Source organism: Pseudomonas sp. CFBP 13602, assembly GCF_014842725.1.
GTDB classification, from domain to species: domain Bacteria; phylum Pseudomonadota; class Gammaproteobacteria; order Pseudomonadales; family Pseudomonadaceae; genus Aquipseudomonas; species Aquipseudomonas baltica.
Genome location: NZ_JACYVT010000011.1, coordinates 79,515 through 92,714 on the forward strand (window position 1 = coordinate 79,515; position 13,200 = coordinate 92,714).

10 protein-coding genes and 2 tRNA genes are annotated in these 13,200 nt (G+C 60.2%); 10 read left to right on the forward strand and 2 right to left on the reverse strand.

Annotation, left to right across the window (positions count from 1 at the left end; genetic code table 11):
- The first annotated feature begins 41 nt into the window (after positions 1–41).
- The 10 genes from IFU31_RS20400 to IFU31_RS20445 all read left to right on the forward strand — a co-directional run bounded on the left by IFU31_RS20400 (position 42) and on the right by IFU31_RS20445 (position 9,853).
- Positions 42–127, forward strand: a tRNA-Leu gene (locus IFU31_RS20400).
- A 96-nt stretch (positions 128–223) separates the two neighbouring features.
- Positions 224–300 (forward strand) — tRNA-Met (locus tag IFU31_RS20405).
- Between the two features lie 131 nt (positions 301–431).
- Positions 432–890, forward strand: coding sequence for a ribosome maturation factor RimP (gene rimP / locus IFU31_RS20410; protein WP_163007671.1), 459 nt, complete (start codon positions 432–434; stop codon positions 888–890).
- Positions 891–949: 59 nt separating this feature from the next.
- Positions 950–2,431 carry a transcription termination factor NusA gene (gene nusA, locus IFU31_RS20415; RefSeq protein WP_122480184.1) on the forward strand — a complete coding sequence of 494 codons (1,482 nt, stop codon included), beginning with the start codon at positions 950–952 and terminating at the stop codon, positions 2,429–2,431.
- Positions 2,432–2,457: 26 nt separating this feature from the next.
- The gene (gene infB, locus IFU31_RS20420; RefSeq protein ID WP_122480183.1) at positions 2,458–4,977 is read left to right on the forward strand and encodes a translation initiation factor IF-2; all 2,520 of its coding nucleotides are present in this window, start codon (positions 2,458–2,460) and stop codon (positions 4,975–4,977) included.
- A 111-nt stretch (positions 4,978–5,088) separates the two neighbouring features.
- Positions 5,089–5,490, forward strand: a complete 402-nt coding sequence (rbfA, locus tag IFU31_RS20425) for a 30S ribosome-binding factor RbfA (RefSeq protein ID WP_122480182.1) — start codon at positions 5,089–5,091, stop codon at positions 5,488–5,490.
- Positions 5,491–5,495: 5 nt separating this feature from the next.
- Entirely contained in the window at positions 5,496–6,413 is a 918-nt protein-coding gene (truB, locus tag IFU31_RS20430) for a tRNA pseudouridine(55) synthase TruB (RefSeq protein WP_122480181.1), read from the forward strand.
- Between the two features lie 143 nt (positions 6,414–6,556).
- On the forward strand, positions 6,557–6,826 hold the full coding sequence (gene rpsO / locus IFU31_RS20435) for a 30S ribosomal protein S15 (protein ID WP_043190760.1): 270 nt from the start codon (positions 6,557–6,559) through the stop codon (positions 6,824–6,826).
- A gap of 251 nt (positions 6,827–7,077) precedes the next feature.
- Positions 7,078–9,183, forward strand: a complete 2,106-nt coding sequence (gene pnp / locus IFU31_RS20440; protein ID WP_122714828.1) for a polyribonucleotide nucleotidyltransferase — start codon at positions 7,078–7,080, stop codon at positions 9,181–9,183.
- Positions 9,184–9,502: 319 nt separating this feature from the next.
- Positions 9,503–9,853, forward strand: a complete 351-nt coding sequence (locus IFU31_RS20445; RefSeq protein WP_192104420.1) for a BON domain-containing protein — start codon at positions 9,503–9,505, stop codon at positions 9,851–9,853.
- A 98-nt stretch (positions 9,854–9,951) separates the two neighbouring features.
- On the opposite strand, the gene IFU31_RS20450 is transcribed toward IFU31_RS20445, so the two are convergent.
- Positions 9,952–10,257, reverse strand: coding sequence for a DUF2845 domain-containing protein (locus IFU31_RS20450; RefSeq protein ID WP_122480178.1), 306 nt, complete (start codon positions 10,255–10,257; stop codon positions 9,952–9,954).
- Positions 10,254–13,163, reverse strand: a complete 2,910-nt coding sequence (locus IFU31_RS20455) for a DUF748 domain-containing protein (protein WP_192104422.1) — start codon at positions 13,161–13,163, stop codon at positions 10,254–10,256. The genes IFU31_RS20450 and IFU31_RS20455 overlap by 4 nt, the downstream gene beginning before the upstream one ends.
- Positions 13,164–13,200: the final 37 nt, after the last annotated feature.

The window sequence follows — 13,200 nt, forward strand, 5'->3', positions numbered from 1 at the left end:
GTCAGGGTTACAAAAGCGGTAAGGGTTTCACACGTTGTATTGCCGAGGTGGTGGAATTGGTAGACACGCAACCTTGAGGTGGTTGTGCCCATAGGGTGTAGGGGTTCGAGTCCCCTTCTCGGTACCAATTATCAGGAGAGCCCGCTGTTGCGGGCTTTCTTGTCGGTGGAAGCTTGGATTGACCCAAAACGGGTTCGGTCGTATACTTTCGCCCCAGCTTTGTCGCGGGATGGAGCAGTCTGGTAGCTCGTCGGGCTCATAACCCGAAGGTCGTTGGTTCAAATCCAGCTCCCGCAACCAGTTTTAGCAAAGCCCCTTTTCAAAGGGGCTTTTTGTTAGCTGGACAGTTCTTAGCGCCGGTATTCAACGGCGTATCCGGGATGGGCGCTTCGCCCATTTTTTATTTGCACAGCATGCACGAGGGGGTTCAGGTGTCGAGCAAGCTAGAACAGTTGCAGGCCTTGTTGGCCCCGGTGGTCGTGGCCCTTGGCTATGAATGCTGGGGTATTGAGTTTTCGGCTCAAGGCCGCCATTCACTTTTGCGTGTCTATATCGATAAAGAGGGCGGAGTGCTGGTGGACGATTGCGCCATTGTCAGCCGCCAGCTCAGTGGTGTACTGGACGTTGAAGATCCAATCACCGTCGAATACACCCTTGAAGTTTCTTCTCCAGGCATGGAACGCCCGCTGTTCAACATCGAACAGTTTGCCGCGTACGCCGGAGCACAAGTAAAGATAAAGCTGCGCGCCCCTTTCGAAGGACGACGCAACTTTCAGGGCCTTCTCCATGGTGTGGAGGACCAGGATGTCGTGATTCGAGTAGACGAACACGAATTCCTGCTGCCGATCGATTCGATCGACAAGGCCAATATCATTCCCAGTTTTGACTGAGACGTGCCAGATACTGCGGGTCCCGCGGATCCAATGGCTTGCGAAAGGCGAGGCGTACGATGAGCAAAGAAGTACTGCTGGTTGTTGAGTCGGTATCCAATGAAAAGGGTGTACCGGCAGGCGTAATATTCGAAGCGCTGGAGATTGCTCTGGCGACCGCGACCAAGAAACGCTTCGAAGACGAAGTGGATCTTCGTGTGGAAATCAATCGCCACACCGGCTCCTACGAAACCTTCCGTCGCTGGACGGTCGTCGAAGAAGACGACCTGGACGATCCGGCCATCGAAACCTGGCCGAGCAAGGTTGTACTGACACACCCCGAAGCCAAGGTGGGTGATGTCATCGAAGAGAAGATCGACTCCATCGAGTTCGGTCGCATCGCTGCCCAGACCGCCAAGCAGGTGATCGTGCAGAAAGTTCGCGAGGCCGAGCGCGCCCAGGTGGTGGATGCTTACCGTGAACGACTGGGCGAGATCATCTCTGGCACGGTCAAGAAGGTGACCCGCGACAACGTCATCGTCGATCTGGGCAACAACGCCGAGGCCTTGCTGGCTCGGGAAGATATCATTTCGCGCGAAACCTTCCGTGTCGGTGTGCGCCTGCGCGCGCTGCTCAAGGAAATTCGTACCGAAAACCGGGGTCCTCAACTGATCCTTTCGCGTACCGCGCCGGAAATGCTCATCGAGCTTTTCCGCATCGAGGTGCCGGAAATCGCTGAAGGCCTCATTGAAGTCATGGCCGCATCCCGTGATCCGGGTTCGCGCGCCAAGATCGCCGTTCGCTCCAAGGACAAGCGCATCGACCCGCAAGGTGCCTGTATCGGCATGCGCGGTTCGCGTGTGCAGGCTGTGTCCGGCGAGTTGGGCGGCGAGCGCGTCGACATCGTCCTCTGGGACGATAACCCGGCACAGTTCGTCATCAATGCCATGTCCCCGGCGGAAGTCGCGGCCATCATCGTCGACGAAGACGCCCATGCCATGGACATCGCCGTGGGTGCCGACAACCTGGCCCAGGCAATTGGCCGTGGCGGGCAGAACGTGCGTCTGGCCAGCCAGTTGACTGGCTGGACACTGAACGTGATGACCGAGTCGGACATTCAGGCCAAGCAGCAAGCGGAAACCGGTGACATCCTGCGCAACTTCATCGACGAGCTGGAAGTCGATGAAGAGCTGGCCCAGGTACTGGTCGACGAAGGCTTCACAAGCCTGGAAGAAATTGCCTACGTACCGTTGGAAGAGATGCTCAACATCGACGGCTTTGACGAAGACATCGTCAACGAGCTTCGCGCTCGGGCCAAGGATCGTTTGTTGACCAAAGCCATCGCTACAGAGGAAAAGCTGGCAGACGCCCATCCGGCCGAAGACCTGCTCTCGCTTGAGGGTATGGACAAGGATTTGGCGATGGAACTGGCGGTGCGCGGCGTAGTTACCCGCGAAGACCTGGCCGAGCAGTCGATTGACGACCTGCTCGACATCGACGGCATTGACCAAGATCGTGCCGGCAAGTTGATCATGGCCGCCCGAGCCCATTGGTTCGAGTAATTGGCGCGGCCTGAGGAGAGAAGTGCATGACGCAAGTCACGGTGAAAGAATTGGCCCAAGAGGTCGCCGCACCGGTAGAGCGCCTGCTTCAGCAGATGCGTGAGGCAGGTCTGCCGCACACCGACGCCGGACAAGTTGTGACCGACAATGAGAAGCAGGCTCTGCTGGCTCATTTGAAAAGCAGCCACAAGGCGAAAGCGGAAGAACCGCGCAAGATTACCTTGCAGCGCAAGACCCAAAGCACCCTGCGTGTGGCCGGTAGCAAGAGCATCAGCGTAGAAGTACGCAAGAAGAAGGTATTCGTTCAGCGCAGCCCGGAAGAGATCCAGGCCGAGCAGAAGCGCGAGCTCGACGAGCGTCGCGCAGCGAATGATGCTGCCCGTCAGAAAGTCGAGCAGGACACCCGTTCGCGTACCGACGAAGAAACGCGCAAGCAGCCTGGCAGCACCGCTCAGGCCGACGCCCCTGCCGCCGCAACCCAAGCTCCTTCGGCGCCAAGCGTCGATGTGGCTGCGGTCGCCCCGGCACCTGCACCGGCGCCTGAGCGCAAGAAGGAAGAGCCTCGGCGTCCCGACAAGCCGCGCAACGACGACCGTCGCAGCGGCAGTGGCAACAGTGATGGCGAGCGCAAGAACCAGCCTCACCGTGCCACCGTCAAGGAAAAGGCTCCGACGCCGCGTGCCGCACCGCGTACCACCGACGAAGAGAGCGATGGCTTCCGTCGTGGCGGTCGTGGCAAGGGCAAGCTGAAGAAGCGCAACGCTCACGGTTTCCAGAGCCCTACCGGCCCGCTGGTGCGTGACGTGAAAATTGGCGAGACCATCTCTGTTGGCGATCTGGCCGCACAGATGTCGGTCAAGGCTGCCGAGATCATCAAGTTCATGTTCAAGCTGGGCACGCCAGCCACCATCAACCAGGTGCTGGATCAGGAAACTGCCCAGCTGGTTGCCGAGGAGCTGGGTCACAAGGTGACCCTGGTCAGCGACACCGCCCTGGAAGATTCCCTGGCCGAATCGCTGAAGTTCGAGGGTGAGGCGTTCGCTCGTGCACCGGTCGTGACCGTCATGGGCCACGTCGACCACGGCAAGACTTCGCTGCTCGACTACATTCGTCGTGCCAAGGTTGCTGCAGGCGAAGCCGGCGGTATCACCCAGCACATCGGTGCCTACCACGTCGAAACCGAACGCGGCATGGTCACCTTCCTCGACACCCCGGGCCACGCCGCGTTTACCGCGATGCGTGCCCGTGGTGCCAAGGCGACGGACATCGTGATCCTGGTGGTCGCGGCGGACGACGGCGTGATGCCGCAAACCATCGAAGCCGTTCAGCATGCGAAAGCCGCTGGCGTGCCGCTGGTGGTTGCAGTGAACAAGATCGACAAGCCGGGCGCCGACCTGGACCGTATCCGCAGCGAGCTGTCGGTTCACGGTGTGACTTCGGAAGAGTGGGGCGGCGACACCCCGTTCGTACCGGTTTCGGCCAAGCAGGGTACTGGCGTCGACGAATTGCTCGAAGCCGTCTTGCTGCAGGCTGAAGTACTGGAACTGACCGCAACGCCATCGGCTCCTGGCCGTGGTGTGGTCGTCGAATCGCGCCTGGACAAGGGCCGTGGCCCGGTGGCCACCGTGCTGGTTCAGGACGGTACGCTGCGTCAGGGCGACATGGTGCTGGTCGGTTCGAACTACGGCCGCGTACGTGCCATGCTCGACGAGAACGGCAAGCCGATCAAGGAAGCCGGTCCGGCCATTCCGGTCGAGATCCTGGGCCTTGATGGTACCCCGGATGCCGGCGACGAGATGAGCGTGGTTGCTGACGAGAAGAAAGCCCGTGAAGTGGCTCTGTTCCGTCAAGGCAAGTTCCGCGAAGTCAAGCTGGCCCGTGCTCACGCCGGCAAGCTGGAAAACATCTTCGAAAACATGGGCCAGGAAGAGAAGAAGACGCTCAACATCGTCCTCAAATCCGACGTCCGTGGATCGCTGGAAGCGTTGCAGGGTGCCTTGAATGGCCTGGGCAACGACGAAGTGCAAGTGCGTGTGGTCGGTGGCGGCGTCGGTGGTATCACCGAATCCGATGCCAACCTGGCGCTGGCTTCGACAGCGGTACTGTTCGGCTTCAACGTGCGGGCCGATGCTGGCGCGCGCAAGATCGTCGAGCAGGAAGGTCTGGATATGCGTTACTACAACGTGATCTACGACATCATCGAAGACGTCAAGAAAGCCCTGACCGGTATGCTGGGCAGCGATGTTCGCGAGAACATCCTGGGTATCGCCGAAGTGCGTGACGTGTTCCGTTCGCCGAAGTTCGGTGCGATCGCCGGCTGCATGGTCATCGAGGGTGTGGTCTTCCGCAACCGTCCGATCCGTGTACTGCGCGAAGACATCGTGATCTTCGAAGGCGAGCTGGAATCGCTGCGTCGCTTCAAGGACGATGCGTCCGAAGTGCGTGCCGGCATGGAATGCGGTATCGGCGTCAAGAGCTACAACGACGTCAAGGTCGGTGACAAGATCGAAGTCTTCGAGAAAGTCCAAGTGGCTCGTACTCTCTAAGCTGCGACCTCCAGGAACCTGTCCGGCCAGCGCCGGGCCGGTTCTAAACGCAACGCCCGATCCGGCCCAGCCTGATCGGGCGTTTGCCGCTCTAGTTACAGGTAATGAAACATGGCAAAAGAATACAGCCGTACCCAGCGTATCGGCGATCAGATGCAGCGCGAGCTGGCGCAACTGATCCGTCGCGAGGTCAAGGATCCACGCGTTGGCCTGGTCACCATCACAGCGGTCGAAGTCAGCCGCGATGTCGGTCATGCCAAGATCTTCATCACCGTCATGGGCCAGGACAGCGCTGCCGACATCGCCCAGAGCATCAAGGTGTTGAACTCGGCCGCGGGTTTCCTGCGCATGCAGTTGGCCAAGGAAATGAAGCTGCGCAGCGTGCCGCAGTTGCACTTCCACTACGACGAAAGCGTGAGCCGTGGCGCTCATCTGTCGGCGTTGATCGAGCGTGCCGTGGCCGAGGACAGCCAGCATCACGCGGACGAGTCGGCCAAAGAGACCAAGGAGTAATCCCGGTGGCTCAGGTCAAGCGTATCCGTCGCAATGTCAGTGGCATCATCCTGCTGGACAAGCCACTGGGGTTCACTTCCAACGCCGCGCTGCAGAAAGTGCGCTGGCTGCTCAATGCCGAGAAGGCCGGTCATACCGGCAGTCTCGATCCCTTGGCCACCGGTGTGCTGCCGCTGTGTTTCGGCGAGGCGACCAAGTTTTCCCAGTACCTGCTCGAATCCGACAAAGGCTACGAGACCCTGGCGCAACTGGGCAAGACCACGACCACGGCCGATGCCGAGGGCGAGGTTCTGCAGACCCGCGAGGTGACCGTCGGTCACTCCGACATCGAGGCGGTATTGCCTCGTTTCCGTGGCCAGATCAGCCAGATACCGCCGATGTACTCGGCGCTCAAGCGCGATGGGCAGCCATTGTACAAGCTGGCGCGTGCCGGTGAAGTAGTGGAGCGCGAGCCGCGTTCTGTTACTATTGCGCGGCTGCAATTGCTTGGCTGCGAGCAGACCACTGCAAGGTTCGCCGTGGACTGCAGCAAAGGCACCTACATTCGGACCCTGGTCGAGGACATCGGCGAGGCGTTGGGGTGTGGTGCGTACGTTGCAGAACTGCGTCGCACGCAAGCGGGCCCGTTCAGCCTGGCGCAGACGGTCACGCTCGAAGAGCTCGAAGCCGTGCATGCCGAAGGCGGCAACGAGGCAGTGGACAGGTTCCTGCTGCCATCGGACAGCGGCCTGCAGGATTGGCCGCTGCTGCAGTTTTCGGAGCACAGCGCGTTCTACTGGCTCCACGGCCAGCCGGTGAGGGCTCCCGAAGCTCCCAAGTTCGGCATGGTGCGGGTGCAGGATCACAATGGTCGCTTCATCGGAATCGGTGAAGTGAGCGAAGACGGGCGCATTGCGCCACGTCGCTTGATTCGGTCGGAATGACCGATCCCGGTCGTCACGGTATTCGTGGCGGCTGGTCGAGGACGGCTGTCAACAGGCACGGTCGCGCCTCTTCTCATGAAAACAGGGTTTTGCCCTGGCCTGTTGGACACTGCGTGCAGTGCCCTTGATAGTGGAGATGCCTCATGGCTCTTAGCGTTGAAGACAAAGCTCAAATCGTTGCCGACTACCAGCAAGCCGTTGGTGATACCGGTTCGCCAGAAGTGCAGGTTGCACTGCTGACGCACAACATCAACAAGCTGCAGGGTCACTTCAAGGCCAACGGCAAGGACCACCACTCGCGTCGTGGCCTGATCCGTATGGTCAACCAGCGCCGCAAGCTGCTGGATTACCTGAAGGGCAAGGACGTCACCCGTTACAGCGCCCTGATCGGTCGTCTGGGTCTGCGTCGCTAATAGCGGCTCGACACGCGGTGACAAGCGTGGTTTGCCATGTTCGCAGGCCCGGGCTCAAGCCCGGGCCTGCGAGGGCGCCACGCGCAATCCTGAGGTTGGTTGTCTGTCGTACCCCAGCGGGTTTTCCGCGGGGGCGGGCAGGTTTCCAGCCTCAAGTTGTATCTGGACGGTCAACGGGGCCGATTCCCCGCTCTGCCCAAGAATTTCGCAAGAAACCAGTTCCCCCAAGAGCCAACAGAAGGTAGGAAACCGTGAACCCGGTAATCAAGACGTTTCAATTCGGTCAATCGACCGTAACCCTCGAAACGGGCCGTATTGCCCGTCAAGCCTCCGGCGCCGTGCTGGTCACCGTCGATAACGACGTGACCGTACTGGTGACCGTGGTAGGTGCCAAGCAAGCCGATCCAGGCAAAGGCTTTTTCCCGCTGTCCGTGCACTACCAGGAAAAGACCTACGCTGCCGGCAAGATTCCCGGTGGTTTCTTCAAGCGTGAAGGCCGTCCTTCCGAGAAAGAAACCCTGACCTCGCGTTTGATCGATCGCCCGATCCGTCCGCTGTTCCCCGAAGGCTTCATGAACGAAGTGCAGGTCGTCTGCACCGTCGTTTCCACCAGCAAGAAAACCGATCCGGACATCGCTGCGATGATCGGTACCTCGGCGGCCCTGGCTATTTCCGGCATTCCGTTCGACGGCCCGATCGGCGCTGCGCGCGTGGCCTTCCACGAGAGCACTGGCTACCTGCTGAACCCGACCTACGAGCAGCAGCAGGCTTCGAGCCTGGATATGGTCGTGGCCGGTACCAAAGATGCCGTGCTGATGGTTGAATCGGAAGCCAAAGAGCTGACCGAAGACCAGATGCTGGGCGCCGTGCTGTTCGCCCACGACGAGTTCCAATCGGTCATCAAGGCCGTCGGCGAGCTGGCTGCAGAAGCCGCCAAGCCCACCTGGAGCTGGACTCCGAAAGCCTGGAACACCGAGCTGCTGGGCGCAATCCGTGGCGAATTCGGCGATGCCGTTTCCCAGGCTTACACCATCACCGTCAAGGCCGATCGCTACGCCAAGCTGGGCGAGTTGCGTGACCAGGTGATCGCCAAGTTCTCCGGCGAAGAAGGCAAGCCGACCGCAGCCGAAGTGAAGGAAATCTTCGGCGAGATCGAATACCGCACCGTTCGCGAAAACATCGTCAACGGCAAGCCGCGTATTGACGGTCGCGACACCAAGACCGTGCGCCCGCTGAACATCGAAGTCGGTGTTCTGCCGAAAACCCACGGTTCGGCCCTGTTCACCCGCGGTGAAACCCAGGCGCTGGTCGTGGCGACTCTGGGCACTGCCCGCGACGCCCAGTTGCTGGACACCCTGGAAGGCGAGAAGAAAGACCCCTTCATGCTGCACTACAACTTCCCTCCGTTCTCGGTGGGCGAGTGTGGTCGCATGGGCGGCGCGGGTCGTCGTGAAATCGGCCACGGCCGTCTGGCCCGTCGTTCGGTACAGGCCATGCTGCCAGCCGCCGACGTGTTCCCGTACACCATCCGCGTGGTATCGGAAATCACCGAGTCGAACGGTTCCAGCTCCATGGCGTCGGTCTGCGGTGCTTCCCTGGCACTGATGGACGCCGGTGTGCCGATGAAGGCGCCGGTTGCCGGTATCGCCATGGGCCTGGTCAAGGAAGGCGACAAGTTCGCCATCCTCACCGACATCCTCGGTGACGAAGACCACCTCGGCGACATGGACTTCAAGGTAGCCGGTACCGCCAAGGGCGTTACCGCGCTGCAGATGGACATCAAGATCAACGGTATCACCGAAGAGATCATGGAAATCGCCCTGGGCCAGGCGCTGGAAGCGCGCCTGAACATCCTCGGTCAGATGAACCAGATCATCGGCACTTCGCGTACCGAGCTGTCGGAAAACGCGCCGACCATGATCGCGATGAAGATCGACACCGACAAGATCCGCGACGTGATCGGCAAGGGTGGCGCTACCATTCGCGCCATCTGCGAGGAAACCAAGGCTTCGATCGACATCGAAGACGACGGCTCGATCAAGATCTTCGGCGAATCCAAGGAAGCGGCTGAAGCAGCACGTCAGCGCGTTCTGGGTATCACCGCAGAAGCCGAGATCGGCAAGATCTATCTGGGCAAGGTCGAGCGCATCGTTGACTTCGGTGCCTTCGTCAACATCCTGCCTGGCAAGGACGGTCTGGTTCACATCTCGATGCTCAGCGATGCGCGCGTCGAGAAAGTGACCGACATCCTCAAGGAAGGCGAAGAAGTGGAAGTACTGGTACTGGACGTGGATAACCGCGGCCGTATCAAGCTGTCCATCAAGGACGTTGCTGCTGCAAAGGCTTCGGGCGCGTAAACCCGCTGGCTTGAGAAAAGGAGCCCTGCGGGGCTCTTTTTTTTCGTCTAGAGTTTGCTCAGTAGTCTAGGTTTTGTTCAAAGTGCCAAGCCGAGGCGCTCGAATACATCAGGGAACTTTTGCGAACTTGCAACTTGCACGCAAAATTACCCGCAGGCGTGCAACTTGCACGAAAGACGTCTTTTGGCAGAATTTCAAGTCGTTGATAATAAAGGATTTTATCGATGTTGACCGGTTGGCACGAGGTCTGCAATATCCTTGTCACCTGCCACCAAGACATTAAATGGTGCAGACCTTTCAAAAAACAGGAGTGACTCGTATGAAGAAGTTCGCTATTGCTGCCGCTGCTGCTACCGCGCTGACCTTGACCATGGCCAACGCTGCTTTCGCTCAACAGTCCACCCAGGCTCCAATGGTTGTTGCTGCTAGTGACATGACTAAAGCCAAAGAAGCAACCTCCGACACTTGGATCACCACCAAGGTCAAATCCGATCTGGTCACCGAAAAAGGCATTCCAGGCACCGACATCAAGGTAGAAACCAACAAAGGCGTGGTATCCCTGTCGTCGACCGTTGCTGTGACCGATGCTCAGAAAGCTACTGCCGTGCGTATCACCAAGGCAATCAAAGGCGTGGTAGCAGTTTCCGCCGATGGCCTGAAAGCCGAGTAAGTTTCATGCGAAGGCCACAGGGATGTGGCCACTGAGAGCCCCGGCGCCATGCGCTGGGGCTTTTTTTATGGGCGTTGTTCATGCGCTCAAATGATGCGTCAGTTGCGGCTGCTTTCGATCTGCACCAGTTTGCTGCCGACGAACTTCAGGTATTGGCTCATGCCATTGGAAGGTCCATACACCCACTCTTCTATCGGCAGTTCGACGCGTCGATTGATCGGCCCCGAGCGTTCGTAGCCTGTCTGCGCCTTGCTGGCGGGCGCACCACACTTCTGCTCTACCTGAACCGTGCGATCGTTCAGCGACACCAGGGTGTTGCCACAGCGCATCGTCGAGGCAGCGCTGGCTGTATTGCACAGTGCCAGCAGCAATGGCACGCAGGTCATCCAAGTCAATTTGTTCATTCGGCATCCAGATGCAGGGGGGTGATGATGCGCCCATCTTTTTCGGCTTGGCCCAGGGCTGCATCGATGAAGTACACACGCTCGTCCGCCAACTGGCCCTTGTCGACCAGAAAGTCCTTGATGCTGCCTGCACGGGCCTGCCCCAGCTGACGCAGCAATGCATTGTTCGAAGCCCAGGACTTGAGCACCGCTTCACGTAGTTTGTCGGTGCGGACCTTGCTTTCCAGCTGTTGCCATTCCACCGGTGGCTGACCTTTGAGCCGGGTGCGGTAGATGGCTTCGAGCATCGCCGGCTTGTCGTCGTCAGGCACTTGCATCTCGGCTGCGGTGGCGGGGACTTTGTCGCCACGGCGCTGGGCCATTTTATAGTAGGTGCTTTGGTATTCGCGCTCCAGGCGTTGCTGCGCAATGAGCGGGCCGTCGCTGGCCTGGGCGCTGGTGCCTTCGATTTCCAGGCGCAGGGTCGGGCGCTCCTTCAAGGCCGCCGCCAGCTTCACCAGGGCCGCCTGGGCCTCTGGGCTCAATTCGTCCGAACCTGGGCGGAACGACACGGTGCTCAGGTCTTCCGAGCCGCCGCCATTGACCAGCCCACCGATGAACTTGAACGGCGCCTGAGCGGCACGAACCATCAGGTTGCGCAGGGTCTGCCAGACGATCGGCATGACGCTGAACTGCGGGCTGTTCAGATCTCCGCTCACCGGCAGTTCGATGGCGATCCTGCCTTGGGAATCCTTGAGCAGCGCGATGGCCAGGCGCAGCGGCAGATCGACCGCATCCGGGCTGTCGACCTTGTCGCCCAGTTGCAGCTGTTCCACCAGCAGCTTGTTCTCTGCCTTGAGCTGGCCTTTGGTGATCAGGTAGTGCAAGTCGAGGTTCAGGCGGCCCTTGCGGATGCGATACCCGGCGAACTTGCCCGAATAGGGCGTCAGGGTGGTCAGCTCCACGCGTTTGAAGCTGGTCGTGATATCCAGGCTGGCCATCGGGTCGAACGGATTCAGCGCACCAGCGATGGTCACCGGCGCATAGCGGTCGACCTTGCCCTGGATGTCGATGCGTGCGGGCTTGGCCTGACGGTTGTCGATCGTACCTATGCGCCCGTTGAGTTGCTGAACGGCCGTGGCAAAGTTCGGGGTGAGGCTGAAGTCGGCAAAGTTGGCCGAGCCATTGTCGATGTCCACGGCGCCGATGCGAATGCCGAGCGGTTTTTCGGCACCTGCGGGTTTCCCCGCGTTGACCGAGTTGGCGGGCTGCGCCGGCTGCGGAATCAGCAGGTCGTCGATATTGGTGGTACGGTCTTCGTTGATCATGAAGCGCGCGTAGGGCTGTTGCAGCTGCACCCGCTCGATCTGCAGGCGATCGCCGTGGCGGTAGTCGAGACCGTCGAGAGTCAGGTGCTGCCATTTGACGAAATCGCGCTCCTTGAGCGTATCGAGCGTGTGCAGTTGATCGATTTCGGCGCGGCCGGACACCGTCATCGCCAGGGGTTCAGTGCTGGTCAGTTGCACAGCGAGATCGCTGTCGAGCATGCCGCTGCGCAGCTCCAGGCGAATCAGCGGGCTGATGTAGGCCTGCGCGACACGCAGGTCGATGTCCTGGGTGCTGACCTTCAGGCGTGCGCCAACCGGGGCCAGGCTGACCTCGCCGCTGGCCTGCAAGTGACCTTGCTTGCCCAGCCCGGTGTCCAGCTTGAGGGTGAAGGGAGCGCCGTTGAGGCTGTCGAAATCACGCAGATCCAGGTTGAGGGGCCCGAGCTCTACTGCCACGTTGTCGGTCGGCACACGGTCCGCCAGATGCACCCGGTAGTCGCGCAACTGCACATCCTTGAGCAACACCTGCCAAGGCTTGGCTGGCGCGGCTGCCGGCTTGCTGGCTGCCGGCGTCTGTGCCTGCATCTGTGCCGTCGTTGGGCTGGCGAACAGCTTCTGCCAGTCGAGCTGTCCATCCGCCTCGCGGGCGGCCCAGGTTTCCAGGCCGTGACTGCGTATCTGACCAACCCTGACCAACTGCTTGACCAGATCCACCGATGTATCGCTGACCTCAAGGCGTTCGAGCCGTACCAAGGGACGGCCATCGGGAGCGGCGATCGCGAAGGGCGCAACGGTGAGGGCCACCTTGTCCAAGGTGAGTTCGGTCTGCTTGGCCAGGTTCAGGTTGTAGTCGGCACTGAGGGTGAACACGCCCTTCTCCAGGGCCAAGGGCATGCTGTCACGCACGTACGGCCACCAGACGCTCATCTGCGCATCGGTCACCTTCAGTGAGCCTTGGGAAGACACCGGGCTCAGGCCAATACGTCCGCGCCAGTCGATACGCCCGCCCTGGGGGCTGTTCGCTACCAGCGTCATGTCGGCATGATCGTCCGGTAGCGTGCTGAGGTTCTGCAGCTCCAGATTCATCGAGTCGTAGAGAAACTCGATCGGCTGGCTGGGACGCAGATCCTTGAAATGCAGATAGCCGTCCACCAGCTTGATACTTTCGATACGCAACGCGAAAGGTTCGGACGGTGCGTCTTGCGCAGCAGGGTCGCTGGCGGGAAGCTTGAACAAGCCGCTCAAGTTGAGCTTGCCGGTCTTGTCGAACAGCACTTCGGTCCGGGGCTTTTCCAGCTCCACCGCAACCAGATGCAGCGCGCCGGTCCACAGGCTGTCCAATTGCAGATTGGCGTACAACCGCTCGAAACCGATCTGCTCCGCGCCGGGTTCACCGATCTTCAGCCCCCACAGGGTCAGCTCGAGGCTGAACGGATTGAATTCCAGGCGCTGCAGCTGAGCAGGAACAGTGGAATAGTCTGCCAGCTGCTGATTGGCAACCCGCAGGGCGATGCCAGGCAGGATCAGGAAGCCGAGCAGAGCGTACAGCGCTACCAGCGCCACAAGCGTGGCGGCGGTGCGTTTCAATCCTTTGGACATGGAAAAGAGGCCATCTGACGTGATCGGAGGTGCTTGG